We start from the raw sequence: 19,591 nt of genomic DNA on the forward strand, positions 1-19,591 counted from the left end.
CAGCAGATTGAGCGCGACGCGGTGGCTAAGCAGCAACGCGAACAGCGTATCGAGCTAATGGCCGGCAATTGGAAGGGGCGAGGAGATGCGATGAATGCCCTGCGCAGCCTAATAGCAGCCCAGCAAGCCTCGACCAGAGCAAACATGACGGATCGGTACCGTCAGCAGCGGGAAGACCTACAACAGTATTACAGACCATTTCCTTCCTACGAGGAATGGCTGCGCGCCGAAATCTCTGATCAGGCGGCCGATCAATGGCGGTACCGCGACAATTATTCGGGCGAGATCCCGGCCCGGCTTGTCGGCGATATACACGTCCCCCCGCGCCTGCAGGATATTCGGGATTATGTCGGCGAAATACGTGGGAGCGATGTCGTCTATCGGCTGGCCGGCGCCGACAAAGCTTCACCCGCGTTTTTGGATCGCGGGCGCCAGGTGACGGTGTACGACCACAACAGCGACGCGACAATCTTGGCCGCGATGCAGCTCAGCCGTGAGAAGTGGGGCAGTTTTACCGTCACTGGTACCGACGAATACAAGGCGCAGTGTGTCCGCTTGGCGGCACAGCATGGCTTCACTCTGAACAACCCTGAGCTGCAGGAAGCGCTGGGCGTTGAGCGTGAGTTGCTTAACCAAGACCTTCCAGACGTCCCGCAATCTGGTCAGGGTTCATCCAGGACGGGCAGGCCACCGCGTATGCGGTAAGAGCAAGACGACTCCTGCAGCTACCTGCAGGGGCTATAGGCGCCCCAGCGCTGTGCGCCAACACAGCACTGGGACTTCCATCAAGCACCTACAACCGAGGTGACCAATGGCAACTTTGAATGCTACCAAAGACCGGGCGTACCACGCCGATATACAACGCTTGCAGCAGGCCAATGTACTGATGCGGACGGCCAATCCCCCAAAATATAACCATTTCCCCCGGTATAGACTGCAAATCCCTTCTTGGGGGGGCCAGAGCCGGTGGTGGTCGTCACGACCCATCGCAAAGCAAGCCGCTGAAAATATTTTTTAGCCAGGCGGGCCAACGTTTTTGCGCGTTGTCTACCCAACTTTACCCAAGTTGTCGCCTTGTCAGCGCTGTTGCTCCCCGGGCAAGCTGTCTTTACCTGGCCCACTCAAACCCACAACAAGAAGCCGGGAAGGAGCAAAAACGATGAGCGATGATCTGATTTTCCTCAAGGCCGCCGGCTGCCTGGTGTTGGTCTACAACCTGTTGCGCGGCTGGCAGCGGTACAAAGCGCGTAAGTCGACGGACAACGACCCGTGGAGCGGGATCGAGCACCGCTAACCCGCGCAAGTCCCAGGGAAGGGCGAGGCGTTACGAGTAACGACCTTTTTGTTAAATGCCAGGCGCAAAAAACAGCTCACCAGTAGTCTGGTTTATCGATTGGTTTTTTACGGGTAGGTATACGAGGCGGGAATTGATGCTGGGCCAGCTCGACGTTCGTCACCAGGTGACGCATCCAGTTCGCATACTGCTTCAACGACCCTGGAACCGTTCGCTTAATGCCTTCCCGGTGAGGCAAGATCACCCCGAGGTGTAGCTCTGGGAAATCCTCACGGAGCGCCCGCAAAGCCGGGGTCATGTCGGTATCAGCGGACACCAGGACGAGCTGCTCGATACGTTGTTCAGGTGGCAACGCCGCCTGCCGAGCCGCAAGACGGTACATGCTGATCGCGATGTGTACGTCTGTCTCTTTTTCTTCAAGCTTCCAGATCTCGACCTGGTCAGTCCTGGATGCCGGAGTGTCTTTATCGATAAAGCGCGGAGCTTTGCCCGATTCAAGCTGGTGACGCCCATAAAACACGGTCACGTCGCGTGCGATCAACGCACGAATGTACGTGTCCTGGGCTTCTTTTGAAGCAATGCCACGGGTGGCCAGGGAGGGTTTGACGCCGGAGGTGAAAAAACTGACGGCATCGAGCGTACTGTCGGGGTTCTCGACACGGATGATGTGAGCCAGCAGGGCCGGAAGATCAAGCCATTTATACTGGGTACCTGCCAACAGGCCGTAAAACAGGTTGTAGCCGTCTACAAAGCACGCTGTACGCAAGATTCCCCATCCCTAGAAACGAAAAAACCGGCTCGGGGCCGGTTTCTTCACCCCAACTGCCAGCGAACTGAATCACTGCGTACGGGGCTGAGTAGTGAGTTAATTGTGCAAGCAAAGACAAGGTAATACAAGTGTTATTGATCATTTTTGATCATCGCGGCTCACGCAAAATCACCCTCGATCAACGCGCCTGCCCTGCTCAAAGCTCGCGGCGACGGCCTTGAGCTCGTCTTGCAAGGTGACCGGCCTGGTTGCTTCATACAACGCCAAAACCTCTTCCTGGGCCTGCAGCACCTGGTCGACTTTACGCTGCTGTTCGGCCTCGCGGCGTTTTTTCCAAAAATTGAACATGGTGCCTTCCCTCAAAAGTAAGCGGCCAGCTTAGGGCCTGAATCCGCAGCGTTTTGGGGTGGGTTTGCATGCTTTTCAGCTCGGCCAAGGCCCTACCTAATGGTTCTCCGGAGAACCATTACCACCCCCGCTTGCCAGGGCCAGCATAGGGCCGGTGCCAGGCGCATTTTTTTGGGGTTTCCGAAGATCGCCAAAAGCTGGCTAACATTAAATGCGAAAAAATCTCAATTGTGTGCAGGCAGTGCGAATAACGCGTGATATGTGAAATAGGCCCCCCCACTTTGACCCGGTGCGGGGGCCTTTTTCATTGCCGGCGGAAACCACCACCCCCTACACTGGTACGCCAGAACCCAGGTCACTGGTTTTACGTACTGACCGCCATTCACTCGAACAGGACCCCCCACTATGCACAGCGTGCTGATAGACGGCATCGAGTATGTACCCCGTGCCAAAAGCGCTGCCCGGTCAAAGGCGACGACACTGCCCGCACGGCTGAAAGTCTGGCACCGGCACTGGAAACTGATCGATGGGGGGTCGATGCTGCATTGCAGCTACTGCGCTTCGGCGCAGCGGGCCAAGGACGCGGACCGGGTGTTCGTCCATGATCCATGCTGTCGGCGCCCCGAGGGCTATGCCGCTTCCCCGTGGCATGTCTTGGCCGCGTTGCTGAGCGAACTTCCAGAGGGGCCACAATATGACCGGCCGTGACCGTCACGAAAGACACGACCCGTTGAGCGCGTACAACCTGCCGGCCGCCGTGCACGCCCAGGCGGCCACGGTAGCCAAGGTGCGCCGTGCAGCGGATCGCGCCGAAGGTTTTGGCCTCGGGCTGGAGACGGTCAAGGCGCTGAACGCGGCCAGCCTGGAGGCGCTGTATGTGGCGTTCGATCACGCGGACACGGCACGCGAGCTGGAGCTGGAAGGGTGATCGACGAGGGCATTCAAGAGGACGTGTTGCGCGCCCTGGTCGAGCAGCACGCGGTGCGGGAAGCGGTGGTCGGCCGGGTACGCGGCGCGGATAACCAGTGGTCGCTGTCGGTGCGCCTGGGCAGCCCGAACGCGCGGCTGATCCCGGTGCGCTCGCGGCGCGCGACACTGCGCACCTGGGCCAGCCTGACGGCGGTCGGGCGCTTTGCCGACGGGATCGGCTTGCGCGGGTTTAGCGTCGAGCTGTGACCGTCACCGCGCAGCCGCGGGGGCAAAAAAAAGCCGCCTTAGGAGGGCGGCTTTTTTGTTGCCAGTGTGGTTAGGGGCCAACTGGCAGACTCCACAGGGAGCATTCACGTGCCAAGAAGCTTACTAGCGCGCGCCATTGCGCGCAACACAAGATGTAGTGGCGGAACCCCCCGCGCGCCCTTTATCTATATGGTTTTTCCCGGTGCGCACGTATTACGGCGGCACCCGCCGCGCGCGCACTTTGCGCCCGGCTTGTGCCACCAGCGCGCAGGGCCGGGCTGTTGCGCGCGGTGCCGGCGCGCCGGGGCAAAAGATTTTTTTTCATAAGTCTCGGTTTGCGTGGTGAAAAATTCGTTACCATGCAGGCTGTTTCGCGTTCGTCGCCTGGTCGTTGATCAGAGTTGCCGAGCGAGAACTGGACCTCTCAATACGGGCGTAGGAACCCGTGCCGGATGAAATAGGGAGGCCATCAGCTTAGCCGCCTCACAGGGAGCATTCACGTGATCCCGAAGGCGCGCGTGTTCCGGGATAAGCGCGCTGGAGGCATGGCCCAACTACGGGAGGGCCAAGCATGTTGAAGTTTTTGAAACATGCGTGGGACTTCGTGGTGGTTTGTGTACGTGTGCATCACGTCTTTGAACTGCTGCGAGATCGCTTCGACGACCTGCAATAAGGTCGGCAAGATGAACCGCTTGAGCTTCGGCTCAGGCGGTTTTTTTTCGCCGTAAAAAAGGCTGTCAGGGGCTTACAGGCCTTTGTCGCGCACGTGGTGAGTCCGCTATTGATGCGCGGCGCGGTGACAAGTCACAGGTTAAAGCTGGCAGAAAAAAGCCCGGTTAGTGGCCGGTCTTGCGGTCCCACAGAGAACGCTTGGTGTGTAAAGAAGCTTGCTATAGATTTTCCTGTGCACTTACTGGCCCCAGGAATGTTCCCGATCAGATACAGCTTGTTTGGGCGGCCACCTTGATCAGAATCGGGGCACTGCAGGACGGGCTTACCGGTGCTTCAGGTACAGGCACGTAGACCAGGATAATCCCGGCCAGCACTTTGATCAGGACGCCATGGCAGATACTCAGGCACCAGAAACGCAGGTCAAACTTTTGCATCGGTCGTACTCAGGGTGGTTGAACACGCCCCTTACCATAACGACCGAGTTGGACCTTTCAAGCAAGCAGCCAACTATTTTTTCAAGCGTGCGTCGGATGAAAAAATGGGGATCAACAGACACGAAAAAGCCCACAAAAACGGGCTTTTTGCCCAGCCATCCAGGGGCGGTTGGGGCTGCTTGACAGGTATTGCTGAACAGATTTAAAACGATACTCACACGCATGAGTCATCCCTTTGGAAAGTTTTTTCTCCCGCTACCCCCAATCCGTTTTCATCATCACCACGATTTCCGCAAGCATCATCGGTGGAATCACCGCTGCGATTGTCGCTCACTTCATCAAGTAAAACGGCAGAGCCGCCTCCCTCTTTAAAGGGGGGGGCGGCTTTAAATTTTTCCCAATTTCTTCAAGGCCAGTACCAAGCGGTCCAGGCTCACATCCAGATGCTGCTTATTAGCGGCCACCTCTTTCTTCATGATCTCCAAATACCTCTTTCTCTCCCCGTTGTCGGTTGAAAAGGTGATGGGAAAATCGTCGGTTGACGCTAGCTCATTGCCATCCTCGGTGTACCGAATGGCAGTGCAGATCAGAGTGGTCAAGTCGATGGCTCGATGCAGGGGTAACTCTTCGGACTGGCGAGACCATTTTTCGCCGGTGTTGCGCCAGACCTTGGCCGAAATATCCGTGCACCCTGGTTCATTCCACTGGGCCAATCCGATGGATAGGCCCTTTGCATCAGTGCTGTTGGCAAAAGGGCCGTCGATTCGGTCGTAATTGGCGACTTCAAGAACGGGTTTGTGCTTCAGATGCGTCGGTATATTCATGTCGGTGACCGCTTCAGTAAATTTACTAAAATTACTAACTTTTGTGATTTCAGTAAATTTACTAAAGGCCGCTCCGAAAGGGAAGACCACGAGTGTTTTTTTCGAAAAGTGCGCCTCGGCCAAAAACTAACGATAAAATACGTTATCGTTAGTTTTTCAGTGCAGGAGCAGACCCATGGCGACACTTACGGATTTTGACGAATGGCTCGATGGTGCGGTCCCCAGCGACATGGTGGAAGACGTGTACGCGCTTTACGAAGCGGTCGATGGCGAAACCGAGTTTGCACAGTACAAGGCTGTGCGCGCTGCCAACGGTCAGTTGCTCGTGTCCTATGGTGAGGGCAGCGATTGGTTGCGACTGGCCACAAACGACGCGAAGGAGGGTTTCCTCCGCCGTATCGGGGGCCGCTATGTGGGCGAGGGCGGTATGAGCGTGGCGGCCTGGTACATCATGCATCAGGGTATGGCTTCCGATGGCTGAGCTTACTGAACAGCAAACAGAGAACCTGCAGGGCACCATTGAGCGTCGCCTGACCGCCGCCGAGTTCCAGGACCTGGCCACAGTCCCGGCCGCCATCGAATGGTTCGCCAACCTGGCGAACCCACGCACCCGCCGCGCCTACCAGGGCGACATCGAGGATTTTTGCCGGTTCGTCGGCCTGCACACGCCCGAGCAGTTTCGCCTGGTGACCCGTGCACATGTCCTTGCCTGGCGTAGCCAGTTCGAGCAGCGCGGCCTGTCCGGGGCCACCCAGCGGCGCAAACTTGCCGCCCTGACCAGCCTGTTCGATCACCTGCTGGACAGCAATGCAGTCGCCGGCGGCAACCCGGTGCACGGCGTAAAACGGCCGAAGATTGACTGCAACGAGGGCAAGACCCCGGCCCTCGCCGATCACCAGGCCAAGGCCCTGCTCGAGGCCCCCGATCCAAGCACGCTGAAAGGCCTGCGCGATCGGGCGATTCTCGCCGTTTTGCTCTACCACGGCCTGCGCCGCGAGGAGGCCGCTCGCCTGCAGGTCGACGACCTGCAGCAGCGTCGCGGCCTCCAACACCTGCGCATCCACGGCAAGGGCGGCAAGCTGCGTTACGTGCCGCTGCACCCGGTTGCCGCCGAACGTCTGCACACCTACCTCGAGGCGTCGGGGCATCACCTGGGGCAAGAAAAAGCGCCGCTGTTTCGCCCGCTACGCGGGCCAAAAACCGGGAGCGGGATTTCCGTCGAGGGCATCTATTCCCTGGTCGGCCAGTACGCCAAGGCGGCCGGGATCGCCGTCGCCGGCCTCGGTGTGCATGGCCTGCGCGCCACCGCCGCGACCAACGCCCTGGAACACGAAGCCGACATCGCAAAGGTCCAGGCCTGGCTCGGGCACGCCAATATCAGCACCACTAAACTCTACGACCGGCGCCATGCCAGGCCGGAGGATTCGCCGACCTTCAAGGTCTGTTACTGACCCGGCGTCGAGACGCGACAACAGGGCCATTGGCATGGACAAACCACCACCATGGAAACCACAAACGGCAGAACGCCAAGAGGGTGAGTAATGACAAAAGGAACAAAGGCTGGGCAGTTTTCACCGGTATCACTGGAAGCTTTGGAGCTGATCGCTAAGAGAGATAAAAAAGATCCACGCTTGCTGCTGGCATACCTAGGACTGGCTAGGCATACGACCATGAAGGATTTAGATGGCCGTGGCCCAAACATGCTAACTGGCGCCGGAGCAGAGAAGGTTAGAGTGTTAACAGGTTGTGGGACGCCAATGGCTACAGGCATGGTCAAGGCTTTGGCTGGTATGGGGCTGATCAAGAAAGCAGCGGCAGGACTGCCACTCGCTCAGGCGCGGTGGGCAATGCAACACCGAGGGGAAGTAAATATTCCTCATGCACTGATAGATGGAGGAATAGGAGATGCGGACGGTATCGGTCGCCTATTGAAAGAGGGGGCGACTGATGAAGTGGTTGTCTGCGCCATCATGCTGTTGATCAACTGCTACGCAGAGCACGACCTAGAGAAGTTCGGCGGAATCAATCACCAGCAGATGTGGCGACGTTGGGAGCACTTGACCAGCACAGAGGGTGAAGGGTTTCGGGTGACCGCAGAGCCGAAGGCCGAAACGGCCAGCTGGGACTATGTAAACAAGATAATCGGCAGCATGGGTGGCAAGGTAACCGATGAAAGCAACAGCGAGGTTTTCTGGAAAGCCTTCAATCTGCTGAAAAATACAGGCCTGTTTTATGAGGTTGTGACAGCCATCAACATCGAGAGTAAGCGGCTGCCAATCCGAATTAATGACTTTCACGCCGTTGGGGCTGACCCATCGTTACTAAATGACGCGGCTGGCGTCGGAGTTGGATATTACGAACACAAGGATAATGATCGGTCGGAGCCTGAGGGCTGCTGGTTCTATCTGCCCTCAAAACCAGAGAAAGTGATCGGTATTTGGCGGCTCAGATTCAGGTGTGCGACACCTGAAACGGCAAAAGGAATACACCTCGACTGGTCCATAGTCGATAGGGCTATCACCGACCTTGGTGTAAAAGGCGTCCTCTATCTTGAATGAGTGACATATAAGTAGGTTGAATATACAAGTAGAACTACAGATATAGGTAAGGGAGACAGATATAGGTAAGGAAGACTAGAAATAAGTCAGAGTGACGTGCGCACAGCCTCAAAAATCAGTTGCACACTCAAATCAGTGCACACAACCTCAAAGTCAAGTGCGAGTAATCAGTACGGTGGTAGGGCATACCTTGCATGCATCCGGAAGACCAGTGATGGTCTCAGATTTAGCCACCAGAAAAGCGTGCTGACTGTGTAATCCACTCGACGCGGCTCAACGGGCATGATCCGTATGCTTAACACCAGTTTTCATGGAGAAGGACCCGATGGAAGTGTTTGAGCCGATCCGCGATTTTTACCAACGGCGCCAGGCCAGCCATCTGAATGTGCGTGCGTCGACGGTGCAACTGCTGACGGAGCGCGCCGCCGCCTACCGTGGCCATTTCGTTTTTCCAGGCATCGACACCGTCGCCGGCATTGAGGTCGATGGCCTGCGCGTCGGCTATGTCGACTACGGCATCAACCCGCTGGGCGACCGGGTCTACATCAATAGAATCGATATCGAGGATAAGCATCAACGTAGGGGCGTGGGCCTATCTGTGATGTGGTTGCTATGGCGCATGCATCAGGTGCCCTTGGTGCCTATTCATGAGGTCTGGCGCTCAAAGGGATTTTGGTCCAAGGCCCGCCAGCGGTTGGCAGCAGCCGGCGCACTGATCGAACCTGAACTTCATACGGGTGATCTGGAGCAAGCCCAACAGCGCTGGCAGCATCTCGTGCCCGAGCTGGCACACGAACGGCAGATCCGCGAGATGATGGCCTCGCCGGAGTGGCCGGAGATCGAGGCGGGATTCAACGCGAGGCAGGCGTTATGAGCCTGCTCGTCACCCCGGCGAGCGTCGGCTGAGTTTCAGCCCCCCGTGGTACCTGCGGCGGTGGAATGGTTCGCTAATATCGACAACCCGCGCTCCGGCGCGCCTATCAGAATGACCTGGGAGATTTCTGCAGCTTTGTGGGGCTCACGGCATTTATGCCTTTGGGCCTGCACGCCAAGGTGGCCGGCATCGAGGTCATCGGGCTGGGTGTACACGGGCTTCGTGCTACTGCAGCGACTAATGCCCTGGAGCACGAAGCCGATATCAGTAAGGTCCAGGCCTGGTTGGGCCACGCCAATATAAGCACGACCAAGCTCTACGATCAGCGCCATACGCGGCCGGAAGACTCGCCGACTTTCAAGGTCAGCTATTGATCGGTAGTGACGTCACCTCAAAAAACCAAAAAGTCATAAGGGACAAGCAATGCAAACACTGGATGAACTGAGACTTCGGCCACCGGTAACAGCAGACGAAATGGTTCGCATAGAGGGCAGCCGGTCTACTTATAGACTGATTGAAGAGGTGATCAATTCGCTGGCTGAGGCGGAACTGAAAAAGGATCAAGGCTTCCTTGAGAAACTCGGCCGGCAATTAGGCCTCGTTAGGTCGCAGCCTAACTGGGAAGGTTGGAATGGCTGGGGAGCGGGACGTCAACTCAAATGCGCTGCTTTGCAACACGCTGGATGGACTTATGATGAAAGCCATCATCCTTACGGGGAGGCTGCATGTGCTTATGAAAAAGTACGACAAGTATTGCTTTCGCCGGAGTGTGGCTCCGCTGAGGACTTATTGAAGCGGCTCCAATAGGCAGTAGGCGCTGTGCATGAGGCATGGTCGAGACTTGGCCCTGCGCCGGCGTAAGCTGGGGCAGCGGTCAATCCAGACAGGGAGTCGGAGACAGCTATGTCCTCAGGGGACGACAGGTGGTTGCGATTTGATTAGCAGTTGCTTAACATTGACCATGACTACGCAGACAGCAGAAAATTTGTCGGCGGAGCTGCGAAGGCCCAGGCAAGCCGGGGTCATATGAAGGGAAATTGTAGGCGTTTGGGTTGTTCTGCTTCAGTGCGGGAGACTTGTCTGCAAGGCCGTCCTTCCTCGTAGTCAACTAATGTTTCGAATTTTGGCCTCGGTCGCGTGATACGCGGTTACCGGGGCCAAGTATTTTTCAGCCCCCTCCTGACAGACCTTCACTACTGCCAGTGCGTAGTAGCTTCCTGCGCCAACTTTCACCTTACGGCCAGTATTGAAGATAATCCCCTGCGCGTTTTTAGGCTTGTTGAGCCCTATCTGACTGTAGGGCGAATAAGCTTTCGCCAAAATTTCCAGAGCTTCCTCAGGGGTGCAGTTGTCCTTGGTTTCCCGTGACTCTAGGGGATGAGCAATTGCCTGTAGATCAATCAGAATTCCACGGCGATTCGGTACCGTCCAATTTTGCTGCTTACAAATTTTTCGGATCCTGTCGAACTGTTTTGGCGTCATCAGATAGGTGAAAACAGGAGCATGTTGCACCTGGTCAAGCGATACGCCAGCGTCCCGCATGCTCACCACGATGGCCATCAGTTCCCGAAAAGCATCGGCTAGGGCCGCATCCCCCAGTTGGTCGTTTGTGTTTGTCATGTTCGTCGTTCTTCTAAATTCCGGTTTGCTCGACGAACCCAATCGCCATGCTTCCTGGCTATCCCATACCCTAGTTAGCTTTTAACCAGCTCCAATTTTCCGGCCTGCTTGCTTGCTGGACGGCCACTGGACTCAGCTTTCTTTTTCTCGCGCTCAGCCGAAATTTCTTTAGCCAGTGGTGTAGCGGCCTTAATGAGGCCTGCGAATGAGTATCTGTTGGTGAGGTTGCCGCCCTTAGACGATGTACGGGCAACCCGTTGGATGTAGCCTTTTTTCTCCAGCCCGGCGATCTGCCGTTGTACTGACCTGGGAGTGATACCGATGGCAGTGGCTAACGATTCTTTACTGGGATATGGGTCGTTACCTGCTTTCCACCAGTAGCCGGCCAGGTGCAAGATAATGAGGATATCCAGCTGCTTAAGACCCAATGCCTGCGAACACTCAAAAAGGACGTTGGGAATAGCTGTCCAGCCGGCAGCCGTAAGGTGCTTCCCCCACTTTTTTTCGATTGCCTGGTCGGCTTCTTCTGATGGTTTTGATTGCGGTGCCTTGGCCATTTTTTCTACCCCTGTATTTAGCTCTGGGGGGATTATGGCCGCACAAAATGGGGCTTACAATGCCAGGGGGGGAGACGGCTGTGTCAGCCCCCCTTATTGGTATAGTGTGTATCGGTTAAATGGGTGTGAATAGAGTTATGTAATTTAAGTTGTTATGTTTTGGGAGACGCTGCTGTCTCTATCTGGGTGACGGTAGCGTCCTCCCCAGGGAGACACCAAGATCTCTATAGGGAGACTATAGCGTCTCCTGCAACCACCAAAAAAAAACCAAAAAAACCAAAAAAATTCAATTCGGGGACTCTGGTCTTACGGCTGAGCGAACTTTGCCGCATTTCAGGTTCAGCCTCAAGAACCTAAGGGAAAGAGGCGGTGGGGCGCAGCGAACAAAAAGCGAGGCTACAGTAGGCCAGTTTCCAGAGTTCAGGTTTCCGTTGGCCAGCAAAAAGCCCACCGAAGTGGGCTTTTTGCTGAAGCACACGAAATGCCATAACTGGTGACGGTGACGCGGATCACCAAGCCCAGCCGGCTGGTCAGTTGGGCCGCCGTGGCGCGATTTGCGAAACTCGCGATGGGCTGACGTTGTAGCGCTCAGCGACAACTTTGGTTGGGACACCGCTATTGACCTCGGCGCGAATCGCGTTGTTGCGCATATCCTTCACTTGAGCCTCTAGGTTGGCAATGTCTTGGCCTTGGCTCTGTAGGATCTTGCTGTGTTGGTCGATGGTTTTCTGTTGCTGTTCCTGTGCTTTGGCCAAGCTGGCCATGGCGTCATGCAGGTGATTACGAGGCGGTCGAGGCATTTTTTGTTCCTTATGACCCAGTGGTTAAATTTACTAAGCTTAATACTTAGCAAGGCAAAGCTTTTTTGCTTTCTCTGACTAATAGAATAAGGGTTGTTAGGAAATCGTAGCAAGATTTATTTGTTGTGAATAATTGAGTTTTGCAGAAGCCAGGCCAAAAAAAGCCCGCTTTAGGCGGGCTTGTACAGGATAGGATCTGCAGATTCGAGGCTGCACATCACAGAGTCATGCTGCTTTCTGAACGCGCACAAAAAAGCCTCTTGACTATCAAGAGGCTTTTTTGATATAATTGAATTCTGTGCACTCGAAATGCACGGAATTGGGGATTCTATGGTTTTTCTGTCAACGAGGCAAACTATAGGAAAAGATGACGTGAGTGTCAACTGATGAATGATGCAATTGATGAGCGGTATTTTTGCTGATTTTCCAGGCGGCTCGCGCACATTTCTGCAACCCAGAGAGGATTGACATATGTTCAAAAATAAACCAATATGGAGTCATAAACATGCAAGCGAAGCACCAACGTAATTACAAACCGCCATTCAGTAAATTCGTGAAAAAGGCGGCCAAGCCCCTGGCATTGGCTATCGAGGATGAGGTTGAAATCATCTGTGAAACGCCAGAAATAGGGGTACAGAAGGTCGGCGATCTAGTCGGGATCTGGGTCCATAAATTCAAGTTCAACAAGCAAGAGTATTTGCTGGCTTATCGGCCACCGACACCTGAGGAAATACTGCAAGGGGTCGGCGTAGAGCTGCTAGGAATCGACTTCTACCAGGTAGGTCCGCATGAAAATTTCTATACGGACCTTAAGAAGTACTTAAAAAGTTGAGGTAACCACCAATGCGTGCCGCAATGACAGCTGAAGAGCTTTTTCAGGATCTGAGGAAGATGCCAGCCGCGGAACGGCAAAAATTCTTTGTCATTTTGTCTGCGAAAGCCTTTTCTGAGGAGAAAGACTCTACTCACGAAGAGGTTTTCGGTCATCTGACCAATGATGAGTTTACGAGCTCCGAAGCTGCAGAATACCTAGAGGTTTCGACATCGACATTTCGACGCTATATCAAGAAGGAGCAGCTGGTTCCGAGCTCGTCTGTAGGCCGTAATCTGATGTTCGATGTACCTACATTGAAAGCATTCAAAAGAGCTCTGAAAACAGCCAAAGGCTGATGCTGTCGCATTGAGGCTGCGTCAGGGCATTCTTTTCTTGCTGATCTGATGAAGTCGCCGACGCCGTGTTTTGCCCTGTGATGTGTAGGGCCATCTACTAACTCCTCAGCGCAAACCTCTATGGCCTCAACCTGACAGGCCGAATGCTTGGCGTACGAACCCCCCGTTTTATCTACCCTCGCCCCGAAGGTTTATCAAATTTAAGACCCTTCGACCATCGATAGATTAAGACTATGATGAGGACTCGTATATCACCGACATTCCAATTAATGTTTGACGTCCCATTTGTCGCTGTATAGGCTTTGTTTTACTGGGTAAAACCGGATAAGACACATGACCTATAGCGAAAATCTGAAAATCATCAGTTTCAAGCTGCCAGCAGACAAAAAACTGGCTCTTGAGGCGCTGCTGCGTAAGCGGGGCACAAACACCTCAGTTTTTCTGCGGCAGGCGGTGATTGAGTTTTTGGAGCGCGAAGACGAAGGCAAGGAACAGCTGAAGCTGCCCCTTGGAGAGAAAATGAGATCGTAGAAACCAAAAAGCCCCGCTTGCAGGCGGGGCTTTTTGGAAAATTCGTGAAGGGCCAGATCTTGGCAGAGCGGAGCCCTTCAACCACTTGGTGAGCAGATTATGGCTTTCACTGCGGCTTCTTGCAAGTTGCAAAAAGTCATCGATCGTATGCTCACCGCCGTATGGCGGGGAAAATGGAATCAACCTCAAAAGCGCATGGTGTGCAGGTCCTTCGGGACGATAGCCATCGCGACAAGCCAGAGAAAGGCACTTATTCGCCATCACGGCGATTCTTTGAAGACGGCACGGCCCTAAACCGCGTTGTCCTTGAGGCCCCCTATCTTCCACGTTGCAGCGACAACAAGACTGCAACGCTGGTACGGCCACGCGACTACGCGATCCGCTATCCCTACATGCAGATCAACCGCAGTGGGATGGTGTCGTGGCTGATATTCGACCTCGATCACACCAATTCGCTTGCCTGGGACGACGAAGGCCTTCCGCCGCCGAATCTGATCGTGCGGAACAGAAACAATGGGCACTCCCACCTTTTCTATGCCATTCCCCCGGTCTGCACGACTGAGAACGCCCGAGACAAGCCGATTCAGTACATGAAGGCGGTTTACACTGCCTTTGCCCTGCGCTTAAAGGCCGATACTGATTACAACAGCGGCCCAGTCGCCAAGACTCCAGGGCATCCATGGTGGTCGACCTCAGAGTTGCATAACCACGTCTACGAGCTAGGCGAACTGGCCGATTATGTGGAGCTGGAGGTTTCGCCCTGGAAGACGGGGCCACAGCTGGAAGACCTCCCGCACTCCAGACACTGCATCTTGTTTGAACAGCTGCGCTATTTCGCTTACAGCATCGTGAACCAGGAGCGCGAGCGCGGGACGCTCGCCACGTTCACACGGCGACTGGAAGCCTTCGCTCACAACCATAATAAATTCGCTCGGAACGGCTTTACCCAGGACTTAATGCTGTCCTCAGTAAGAGCGACGGTCAGATCCGTCGCACGTTGGACGTGGACGCGCTACGAGGGCAGTGCCAGGTGTTGCCGGGGGGCGATGGAACTCGACAAGTCATTACCACTGAACGAGCGTCAGAGCCTCGCAGCTAGGCGTACCCACGAATTGCGGCATAAGGCTACCGAATCGAAGATCCGAGCGGCGTGCAGAGGACTCCAGGAGCGCGGTGAAAAGCTGACACAAGCCTCGATAGCCAGCCTTGCGGGTGTCTCTCGGCAGACGGTGGCCAACTACGGCCACGTACTGGATGAAGTCTCGCGGCTGCAGACCATCGCCGTCCTGGGCGCGGCTAAATCCCCTTGCCTGCAATCAAAAATAGGCGCTGGCGATCGAGGAATCGAATGCAATCATTCCGCGGCCCCTACCAGCTCGGCTTTGGATGTTAAGTATGGTGTACATCAGGTAACAGCCCCCATTGGGGCCGTCCTTGATCTTGCTGTTCAAGGTTCTGAAAGTGAGGATTCTTCATAGTGCTAGGGAGTGGTGTACGACGGCCAGCCTGCTTGTTGGCCTACAGTTGGTTCAACGGCCATTTGGTCAGATTCTTGTCTCCTTGAGCTCCTTGTCAGTTGGCCGTTAGGATCACCTGCGCAGACTTTCTTTACTGGAACGACCTGCTAACAATTCAACGGCATGGGGTTGAATTGTTAGCAGGTGAGCAAATTACCTATCGACTTCTCACGAACCCCAAATCGCCTAGCCGGCGGCGGGTGCTCGATCACCAGAAACCTTCGGTTACTGATGTCCGACCACCTCTGGCATGGCCTGAATTGGTTCTACATGGATTGTGGTGGGGTACTGGGAGGTACTTAGAACCTAAGCGCTAGTGGCGCTGGCCAGGATTTTCATAATTATGAATTATGAATTCCAGTCAATATCCTTCGCGTTCCAGAAGCTCACGAATAATACCGCTGACAGTTTTCTGTCCGGCGCCACTACGCTTGTTTTTTAGCGCTTGGTCCTGGAGTTTTTCGATCATTGGAGGAGGTAAGCTGATGCCAATGGCTTGAGCTTTTTTCTCTATTTCCGCTTCTTTTTCTTTGGCATGTCCGTATGGCTTATCAGCCAACTGGCTGGCCAACTTCTCTATCTGATCGGGTGTCCCTGTTTGACGTCCGGCTGCCGATTGGCTTTTGGGCTTTACCATTATCCAAACACCTCCGCGACAAGGGCGCTTACTTCATCTGCTGCGGCTTGGTTGCCAATCTCGAGCACTGACAGCCCTTCGCTTGCGGCGTCCTTATAGGCTTTACGGTAGAAGCCTACTGCGTTCAACACCGTAAACTCGGGGAACTCTTGCAGGTAACCAAGGAATTCTGATCGCTCTTTGGCTTTGACTGTCGCGTTTGTAGAAGCCATGGCGTGATAGATCTGAACAATGAGCCCGGGATTCAGGTCTCGGATTTTTATTACCTGTTCCTGGAGTTCTTCCAGTGTGTCCAAGTCGAACTGGCTGCACTGGTGGGGAGCTAGAATTTTGTGTGCAACGCTTGCACCTGTAACCAATTCTCTCGAATTTCGGCCAGCTACATCGACGATTACATGTTCGTATTTTTCGTCCAGGCTTCGCAAAGTAGATGCGATGTTGTCGCGTTTTTCGATAAGGGTGATGTTAGGTTTTTTATCACCGGCTTCGCGTTCAGCATGCCATTTAGCCGAGGTGCGCTGAGGGTCTGCATCTACTAGGCAAACATCTTTCCCCGCCTTTGCCAACGCGACAGCGACGTTAGTGGCTGTCGTGGTCTTGCTTGCCCCGCCCTTATTACAGCCGACTATGGTGATCATAAGCTTTGTCTCGATGGATTATGAATTCATTAATCATAATTCATAATTCATAATTTACAAGGTCAAGATGATCTTTTTGATGTGGCAGCCGTCGGTTTCCGAAACAGATTTCGGTTTCTTTTGGTTGCATTGGTGTTGGTCGTGACGAATCAGGAGCTCCACTGGTAAAGCCCTGGAGGACGGCAGAAAGTCGTGATTACTAAATAGGTGTCCATTCCTGAAATGAGACACCGCAACATGCGCCAACTTAAATCTTTTCTCATGTCTGCGCGTTCATTGGCAGTAGCTTGCTTGGTCTCAGCACCATCGCGGCCAATCTGAGTACGGCTTTTCCGCCGCCGCCCTCTGCCACGCTGACGGTGCCTATCATTATTCTGCAAGGTCACTGATAACGAGGGGGGGAGGGTTCTACGCCGGCAAACAGGTTGCCGTAGCCTTGGATAGTTAAATTATGAATTATGAATTATGAATTATGAATTCATAAGTTGTAAGGTGAAGAAGTTTTTTGCGGTGGGGTAAAAGAGAAGACCACCTATACGCTGATCAGCTTATTCATTGAGGGGCGGTGGGTCCCACCGCTGACGCCGCTGATTGGGATCTTTCTTGCGCATCACTTCCCTCAGGCGCTCGGCGGCTGGTGCAAGGACGGCAGGATCTGCCTCTTGGATAGCTTTCATCAGCTCATCGCGTCGATGTGCCTTACCTTCCATTATCTCGGCGAAGCTGCTGTCTGACTGGTGATAGTTGCGCATTTCGACAACCTCGCAGAAGGGGCCGTTTTTTGGAGGGTAACACGCGGGTCTGGTTAGTGTGGGCAAGCTCGAAGGGGGAGGTTCCGAGGATTTTGGCTTAGGCCTTGATCAGCTGATGATCGATCACCAGGCCCGCGTCCACGTCAGCCAATGCCTCGTGTTTTGGTTCGGCGAGCTCTTCATCGTCGCTTAACCAGGTCATACCGCTTCTGTCCCACTGTCATTCTTGATAACTAGCCTGATGCTTTTCCTGCGCTCTGCAACTTCTACATCTTTGATTTCTTCCTTCAGCGTAGCGGCATGCATCCTAGCCATATTCGCTGCAACGACATCGCCGGCATCCTCGAGCTTTTTCAGGCGCCATTCCAGTGCATCTACAGCGGCCTTCAATGCTTGTTTCGAAGACTTTGTGCGGCCAGGCTTTTCTTTTTCCACGTGAATGATCCTGTTTTTATCCTGCGGTTGTACACGATGGTCAACCAGCATGTTTTCTGAATAGTGATTGGAACACCTTGTGCTCTGGTCTCGGAAGCATCAATTTTTGTCCTCTCAGCCTCCCCTTTCCTTGATGGTTTGTTGCTGTTGTTCGTTCATCACACCAGCACCATAACCATTCACCAAATCATCACCTGGCTTGTAACCGAGCTGTCCTAGATTCCGTTCAGATAATCCCTCAACGGCTTCGGGGTGAGGTCCATTCGATTGCCTTTCAGAATTTCCGATATCTGCTCCAACGAGTAGCTACGTGCCTGCAACTGAATGATTGCCTCCGAAATCATTTCGCTGTCATCCATAGCGTCACCAATGCATTCAGTAACGTTCACCGGCGGAAGCTCTTGTAGCGTCATCCGGAGTAATTCGACCTGTTCGCGCGTGATTCTCTTTTTCGTCATTAGAGCGGCCTCATGGCGGTCCCGCGATTGTATTGTTGTTTGTTTTTGATCTTCCACAGCTTGGCGAAATTTGCTACATAAGCGTATTCTTACAGTGTAACAGGATGGCCCTTGTCTGACACATGAAAGCCTTCGGTTTCATGGTCAGTCAAGGGACGACACCACGTTCGGCGCTTCGCTTCTCACATGGTGTCTCATCCTGCCAAGGGTACCCTTGGAACCCGTTGATCGGCGCCGAGCGCCTAGTTGGAGTGGGCTAATGCCATTCGAAGTAAAGGGTGCGGAACCGCTCAGCGAGAAGATCGCTGTGCGATTAACGAAGGACGAAAAGGAACGGCTCCGCGAAGATGCTGAACTGGCTGGCTTGAGCGTGTCCGAGCTGGTTCGCCGGCGCTATTTCGGGCGGCCTATTGTGGCCAACATCGACATGGTGATGGTGCGTGAGCTACGCCGTATTGGCGGCCTTCTAAAGCACGTACACACCAGCTCGAAGGGCGCATACAGCCGTGATACCGCACAGGCGTTAAATGAGCTGACCAGGCAGCTCGAAAGGCTTGAACAGTGATTTTTAAAAAGGTTAAGGCCGACCGGGTGAAGTCGAAGGCAAAGCACGTTCGTGATTTGACCGACTACATCCGGGACCCGGCGAAAACCAACCCGGGCGAAGAGGTTGCGTATGCCGGCGCGCGTGGTTTTTTCAGCAGCCGACACGGGACGCAGCAGAATGAAATGATTGCCCTGGCCCTGGACGCGCCCAAGAGTAAAAACCCGATCAATCACTACATCCTGAGCTGGCGTGAAGGTGAATACCCAACCCCTGAACAGATCGAGCAAGCGGTAGATGTTTTCCTGGCCGAGCTGGAGTTGTCTGAGCACCAGGCCATCTATGCATTGCACCAGGACACGGACAACCAGCATCTGCACATTGCGGTAAACCGTGTACACCCAGACACGCTAAAGGTGATCAAGCCGAACAAAGGATTCGACATCGAGGCCGGACATCGCGCGATCGCCAAGATCGAATCACTGCAGGGCTGGCAGAGCGAGCAGAACGCGCGCTATCAAATGGCGGACGGCGAAACTTCTCGCCGTGCTGTCCCGGGTAATGAGAAGCAACCGTCACAGCCACGCCGAGATATGGAAGTCCGGACCGGTGAGAAGAGCGCCGAACGGATCGGCATTGAGCAGGCCGGCCCGATTATCCAGGCGGCGGCCAGTTGGTCGGAACTGCACACCAGGTTGAATGAGTGCGGCATGCGTTACGAGCGCAAAGGCAGCGGTGCAGTCATATGGATTGGTAATGTAGTCGTGAAGGCATCGAGCGCTGACCGAGGAGCCTCCCTGGCTGCCCTGCAGAAGCGTCTGGGCGAGTTCCAAGCGGCTGATCAAGTCCACGATAAAGCGCCGACGGTCGATCCGGTTCAACTCAAACCAGGTGAGCGCTCTCCACGATGGACTGAGTATATCCAGGCTCGCCGTACACACTACGACTCCAAGAACCGGGCGCAGATCCGTATGCGTGAGCGG

At 54.5% G+C, this 19,591-nt stretch carries 28 protein-coding genes and 1 pseudogene; 17 read left to right on the forward strand and 12 right to left on the reverse strand.

Going from position 1 to position 19,591, the window contains the following annotated elements; all coding sequences use genetic code 11:
- Both HX875_RS29080 and HX875_RS32935 read left to right on the forward strand, forming a co-directional pair.
- A partial coding sequence (locus HX875_RS29080) for an LPD7 domain-containing protein (protein ID WP_305729651.1) occupies positions 1–705 on the forward strand: 705 nt, incomplete at its 5' end.
- 454 nt (positions 706–1,159) lie between these two features.
- Positions 1,160–1,294 carry a hypothetical protein gene (locus HX875_RS32935; RefSeq protein ID WP_256348197.1) on the forward strand — a complete coding sequence of 45 codons (135 nt, stop codon included), beginning with the start codon at positions 1,160–1,162 and terminating at the stop codon, positions 1,292–1,294.
- A gap of 76 nt (positions 1,295–1,370) precedes the next feature.
- Here the strand turns inward: HX875_RS32935 and HX875_RS29085 are convergent, their stop codons facing one another.
- Positions 1,371–2,060: an NYN domain-containing protein gene (locus tag HX875_RS29085; RefSeq protein WP_177048067.1), complete on the reverse strand. Its 690-nt coding sequence runs from the start codon at positions 2,058–2,060 to the stop codon at positions 1,371–1,373.
- Positions 2,061–2,231: 171 nt separating this feature from the next.
- The gene (locus HX875_RS29090) at positions 2,232–2,411 is read right to left on the reverse strand and encodes a hypothetical protein (RefSeq protein ID WP_177048069.1); all 180 of its coding nucleotides are present in this window, start codon (positions 2,409–2,411) and stop codon (positions 2,232–2,234) included.
- Between the two features lie 405 nt (positions 2,412–2,816).
- On the opposite strand from HX875_RS29090, the gene HX875_RS29095 reads away from it, so the two are divergent.
- From HX875_RS29095 to HX875_RS29105, 3 genes are read left to right on the forward strand one after another with little or no spacing between them, the layout of a single operon-like run.
- Positions 2,817–3,119, forward strand: coding sequence for a hypothetical protein (locus tag HX875_RS29095; protein ID WP_177048071.1), 303 nt, complete (start codon positions 2,817–2,819; stop codon positions 3,117–3,119).
- Positions 3,106–3,339 carry a hypothetical protein gene (locus HX875_RS29100; RefSeq protein WP_177048072.1) on the forward strand — a complete coding sequence of 78 codons (234 nt, stop codon included), beginning with the start codon at positions 3,106–3,108 and terminating at the stop codon, positions 3,337–3,339. Before HX875_RS29095 ends, HX875_RS29100 begins: the two co-directional genes overlap by 14 nt.
- Positions 3,336–3,587, forward strand: a complete 252-nt coding sequence (locus HX875_RS29105; protein ID WP_177048074.1) for a hypothetical protein — start codon at positions 3,336–3,338, stop codon at positions 3,585–3,587. The genes HX875_RS29100 and HX875_RS29105 overlap by 4 nt, the downstream gene beginning before the upstream one ends.
- A 935-nt stretch (positions 3,588–4,522) precedes the next feature.
- Here the strand turns inward: HX875_RS29105 and HX875_RS29110 are convergent.
- Both HX875_RS29110 and HX875_RS29115 read right to left on the reverse strand, forming a co-directional pair.
- Positions 4,523–4,693 (reverse strand): hypothetical protein, encoded by a 171-nt coding sequence (locus HX875_RS29110; RefSeq protein ID WP_177048076.1) that lies wholly within the window; start codon positions 4,691–4,693, stop codon positions 4,523–4,525.
- Between the two features lie 386 nt (positions 4,694–5,079).
- Positions 5,080–5,640 (reverse strand): DUF6530 family protein, encoded by a 561-nt coding sequence (locus HX875_RS29115; RefSeq protein ID WP_256348198.1) that lies wholly within the window; start codon positions 5,638–5,640, stop codon positions 5,080–5,082.
- A 52-nt stretch (positions 5,641–5,692) separates the two neighbouring features.
- Between HX875_RS29115 and HX875_RS29120 the strand changes: the two genes are divergently transcribed.
- The 6 genes and pseudogenes from HX875_RS29120 (at position 5,693) to HX875_RS29145 (ending at position 9,756) form a co-directional block, all read left to right on the forward strand.
- The gene (locus HX875_RS29120) at positions 5,693–5,998 is read left to right on the forward strand and encodes a hypothetical protein (protein ID WP_177048078.1); all 306 of its coding nucleotides are present in this window, start codon (positions 5,693–5,695) and stop codon (positions 5,996–5,998) included.
- Positions 5,991–6,968: a tyrosine-type recombinase/integrase gene (locus HX875_RS29125; protein WP_177048086.1), complete on the forward strand. Its 978-nt coding sequence runs from the start codon at positions 5,991–5,993 to the stop codon at positions 6,966–6,968. Before HX875_RS29120 ends, HX875_RS29125 begins: the two co-directional genes overlap by 8 nt.
- Positions 6,969–7,058: 90 nt before the next feature.
- Positions 7,059–8,075 (forward strand): hypothetical protein, encoded by a 1,017-nt coding sequence (locus tag HX875_RS29130; protein ID WP_177048088.1) that lies wholly within the window; start codon positions 7,059–7,061, stop codon positions 8,073–8,075.
- Positions 8,076–8,400: 325 nt separating this feature from the next.
- Positions 8,401–8,949: an N-acetyltransferase gene (locus HX875_RS29135; protein ID WP_135848106.1), complete on the forward strand. Its 549-nt coding sequence runs from the start codon at positions 8,401–8,403 to the stop codon at positions 8,947–8,949.
- A 173-nt stretch (positions 8,950–9,122) separates the two neighbouring features.
- A pseudogene (locus HX875_RS29140) lies at positions 9,123–9,323 on the forward strand (tyrosine-type recombinase/integrase); the annotation flags it as partial.
- A gap of 49 nt (positions 9,324–9,372) precedes the next feature.
- Entirely contained in the window at positions 9,373–9,756 is a 384-nt protein-coding gene (locus HX875_RS29145) for a hypothetical protein (RefSeq protein ID WP_135848107.1), read from the forward strand.
- Between the two features lie 297 nt (positions 9,757–10,053).
- Here HX875_RS29145 and HX875_RS29150 read toward each other — a convergent pair whose 3' ends face one another.
- From HX875_RS29150 to HX875_RS29160, 3 genes are all read right to left on the reverse strand, one after another.
- Entirely contained in the window at positions 10,054–10,569 is a 516-nt protein-coding gene (locus tag HX875_RS29150) for a hypothetical protein (protein WP_177048090.1), read from the reverse strand.
- Between the two features lie 74 nt (positions 10,570–10,643).
- Positions 10,644–11,126: a helix-turn-helix domain-containing protein gene (locus HX875_RS29155; RefSeq protein ID WP_135848109.1), complete on the reverse strand. Its 483-nt coding sequence runs from the start codon at positions 11,124–11,126 to the stop codon at positions 10,644–10,646.
- Positions 11,127–11,656: 530 nt separating this feature from the next.
- Positions 11,657–11,926: a hypothetical protein gene (locus HX875_RS29160; protein WP_135848110.1), complete on the reverse strand. Its 270-nt coding sequence runs from the start codon at positions 11,924–11,926 to the stop codon at positions 11,657–11,659.
- 505 nt (positions 11,927–12,431) lie between these two features.
- On the opposite strand from HX875_RS29160, the gene HX875_RS29165 reads away from it, so the two are divergent.
- The 4 genes from HX875_RS29165 to HX875_RS29180 all read left to right on the forward strand — a co-directional run bounded on the left by HX875_RS29165 (position 12,432) and on the right by HX875_RS29180 (position 15,105).
- On the forward strand, positions 12,432–12,758 hold the full coding sequence (locus HX875_RS29165; RefSeq protein WP_177048092.1) for a type II toxin-antitoxin system RelE/ParE family toxin: 327 nt from the start codon (positions 12,432–12,434) through the stop codon (positions 12,756–12,758).
- Between the two features lie 11 nt (positions 12,759–12,769).
- Positions 12,770–13,096: a helix-turn-helix domain-containing protein gene (locus HX875_RS29170; RefSeq protein WP_135848112.1), complete on the forward strand. Its 327-nt coding sequence runs from the start codon at positions 12,770–12,772 to the stop codon at positions 13,094–13,096.
- Between the two features lie 333 nt (positions 13,097–13,429).
- Complete coding sequence (locus HX875_RS29175) at positions 13,430–13,627, forward strand: ribbon-helix-helix protein, CopG family (RefSeq protein WP_115129453.1); 198 nt, start codon at positions 13,430–13,432, stop codon at positions 13,625–13,627.
- 173 nt (positions 13,628–13,800) lie between these two features.
- Positions 13,801–15,105, forward strand: coding sequence for a replication initiation protein (locus HX875_RS29180; RefSeq protein ID WP_177048094.1), 1,305 nt, complete (start codon positions 13,801–13,803; stop codon positions 15,103–15,105).
- Between the two features lie 400 nt (positions 15,106–15,505).
- Here the strand turns inward: HX875_RS29180 and HX875_RS29185 are convergent, their stop codons facing one another.
- The 5 genes from HX875_RS29185 to HX875_RS29205 all read right to left on the reverse strand — a co-directional run bounded on the left by HX875_RS29185 (position 15,506) and on the right by HX875_RS29205 (position 18,064).
- Positions 15,506–15,781, reverse strand: coding sequence for a hypothetical protein (locus HX875_RS29185; RefSeq protein WP_177048096.1), 276 nt, complete (start codon positions 15,779–15,781; stop codon positions 15,506–15,508).
- Positions 15,781–16,419: an AAA family ATPase gene (locus HX875_RS29190; protein WP_135848088.1), complete on the reverse strand. Its 639-nt coding sequence runs from the start codon at positions 16,417–16,419 to the stop codon at positions 15,781–15,783. Before HX875_RS29190 ends, HX875_RS29185 begins: the two co-directional genes overlap by 1 nt.
- 548 nt (positions 16,420–16,967) lie before the next feature.
- A complete protein-coding gene (locus HX875_RS29195; protein ID WP_135848089.1) occupies positions 16,968–17,171 on the reverse strand; it encodes a hypothetical protein in 204 nt (67 codons plus the stop codon).
- A gap of 198 nt (positions 17,172–17,369) precedes the next feature.
- Positions 17,370–17,606 (reverse strand): hypothetical protein, encoded by a 237-nt coding sequence (locus tag HX875_RS29200; protein ID WP_177048098.1) that lies wholly within the window; start codon positions 17,604–17,606, stop codon positions 17,370–17,372.
- Positions 17,607–17,821: 215 nt separating this feature from the next.
- A complete protein-coding gene (locus HX875_RS29205; RefSeq protein WP_135848091.1) occupies positions 17,822–18,064 on the reverse strand; it encodes a hypothetical protein in 243 nt (80 codons plus the stop codon).
- A 259-nt stretch (positions 18,065–18,323) separates the two neighbouring features.
- On the opposite strand from HX875_RS29205, the gene HX875_RS29210 reads away from it, so the two are divergent.
- Positions 18,324–18,629 (forward strand): plasmid mobilization protein, encoded by a 306-nt coding sequence (locus HX875_RS29210; protein WP_135848092.1) that lies wholly within the window; start codon positions 18,324–18,326, stop codon positions 18,627–18,629.
- Positions 18,626–19,591, forward strand: a 966-nt coding sequence (gene traI, locus HX875_RS29215) for a TraI/MobA(P) family conjugative relaxase (RefSeq protein WP_177048099.1), incomplete at its 3' end; no start/stop codon positions are given. The genes HX875_RS29210 and traI, both read left to right, overlap by 4 nt.

The sequence above is a fragment of the Pseudomonas yamanorum genome (assembly GCF_013386765.1).
Taxonomy (GTDB): Bacteria; Pseudomonadota; Gammaproteobacteria; order Pseudomonadales; family Pseudomonadaceae; genus Aquipseudomonas; species Aquipseudomonas yamanorum_A.

Excerpts from the sequence above, each read along its gene's own strand:
- HX875_RS32935 (WP_256348197.1), top strand. The coding sequence starts at position 1,160 with ATGAGCGATGATCTGATTTTCCTCAAGGCCGCCGGCTGCCTGGTGTTG.
- HX875_RS29090 (WP_177048069.1), bottom strand. The coding sequence starts at position 2,411 with ATGTTCAATTTTTGGAAAAAACGCCGCGAGGCCGAACAGCAGCGTAAA.
- HX875_RS29095 (WP_177048071.1), top strand. The coding sequence starts at position 2,817 with ATGCACAGCGTGCTGATAGACGGCATCGAGTATGTACCCCGTGCCAAA.
- HX875_RS29100 (WP_177048072.1), top strand. The coding sequence starts at position 3,106 with ATGACCGGCCGTGACCGTCACGAAAGACACGACCCGTTGAGCGCGTAC.
- HX875_RS29110 (WP_177048076.1), bottom strand. The coding sequence starts at position 4,693 with ATGCAAAAGTTTGACCTGCGTTTCTGGTGCCTGAGTATCTGCCATGGC.
- HX875_RS29120 (WP_177048078.1), top strand. The coding sequence starts at position 5,693 with ATGGCGACACTTACGGATTTTGACGAATGGCTCGATGGTGCGGTCCCC.
- HX875_RS29125 (WP_177048086.1), top strand. The coding sequence starts at position 5,991 with ATGGCTGAGCTTACTGAACAGCAAACAGAGAACCTGCAGGGCACCATT.
- HX875_RS29130 (WP_177048088.1), top strand. The coding sequence starts at position 7,059 with ATGACAAAAGGAACAAAGGCTGGGCAGTTTTCACCGGTATCACTGGAA.
- HX875_RS29135 (WP_135848106.1), top strand. The coding sequence starts at position 8,401 with ATGGAAGTGTTTGAGCCGATCCGCGATTTTTACCAACGGCGCCAGGCC.
- HX875_RS29145 (WP_135848107.1), top strand. The coding sequence starts at position 9,373 with ATGCAAACACTGGATGAACTGAGACTTCGGCCACCGGTAACAGCAGAC.
- HX875_RS29150 (WP_177048090.1), bottom strand. The coding sequence starts at position 10,569 with ATGACAAACACAAACGACCAACTGGGGGATGCGGCCCTAGCCGATGCT.
- HX875_RS29155 (WP_135848109.1), bottom strand. The coding sequence starts at position 11,126 with ATGGCCAAGGCACCGCAATCAAAACCATCAGAAGAAGCCGACCAGGCA.
- HX875_RS29160 (WP_135848110.1), bottom strand. The coding sequence starts at position 11,926 with ATGCCTCGACCGCCTCGTAATCACCTGCATGACGCCATGGCCAGCTTG.
- HX875_RS29165 (WP_177048092.1), top strand. The coding sequence starts at position 12,432 with ATGCAAGCGAAGCACCAACGTAATTACAAACCGCCATTCAGTAAATTC.
- HX875_RS29170 (WP_135848112.1), top strand. The coding sequence starts at position 12,770 with ATGCGTGCCGCAATGACAGCTGAAGAGCTTTTTCAGGATCTGAGGAAG.
- HX875_RS29175 (WP_115129453.1), top strand. The coding sequence starts at position 13,430 with ATGACCTATAGCGAAAATCTGAAAATCATCAGTTTCAAGCTGCCAGCA.
- HX875_RS29180 (WP_177048094.1), top strand. The coding sequence starts at position 13,801 with ATGGAATCAACCTCAAAAGCGCATGGTGTGCAGGTCCTTCGGGACGAT.
- HX875_RS29185 (WP_177048096.1), bottom strand. The coding sequence starts at position 15,781 with ATGGTAAAGCCCAAAAGCCAATCGGCAGCCGGACGTCAAACAGGGACA.
- HX875_RS29190 (WP_135848088.1), bottom strand. The coding sequence starts at position 16,419 with ATGATCACCATAGTCGGCTGTAATAAGGGCGGGGCAAGCAAGACCACG.
- HX875_RS29195 (WP_135848089.1), bottom strand. The coding sequence starts at position 17,171 with ATGCGCAACTATCACCAGTCAGACAGCAGCTTCGCCGAGATAATGGAA.
- HX875_RS29205 (WP_135848091.1), bottom strand. The coding sequence starts at position 18,064 with ATGACGAAAAAGAGAATCACGCGCGAACAGGTCGAATTACTCCGGATG.
- HX875_RS29210 (WP_135848092.1), top strand. The coding sequence starts at position 18,324 with ATGCCATTCGAAGTAAAGGGTGCGGAACCGCTCAGCGAGAAGATCGCT.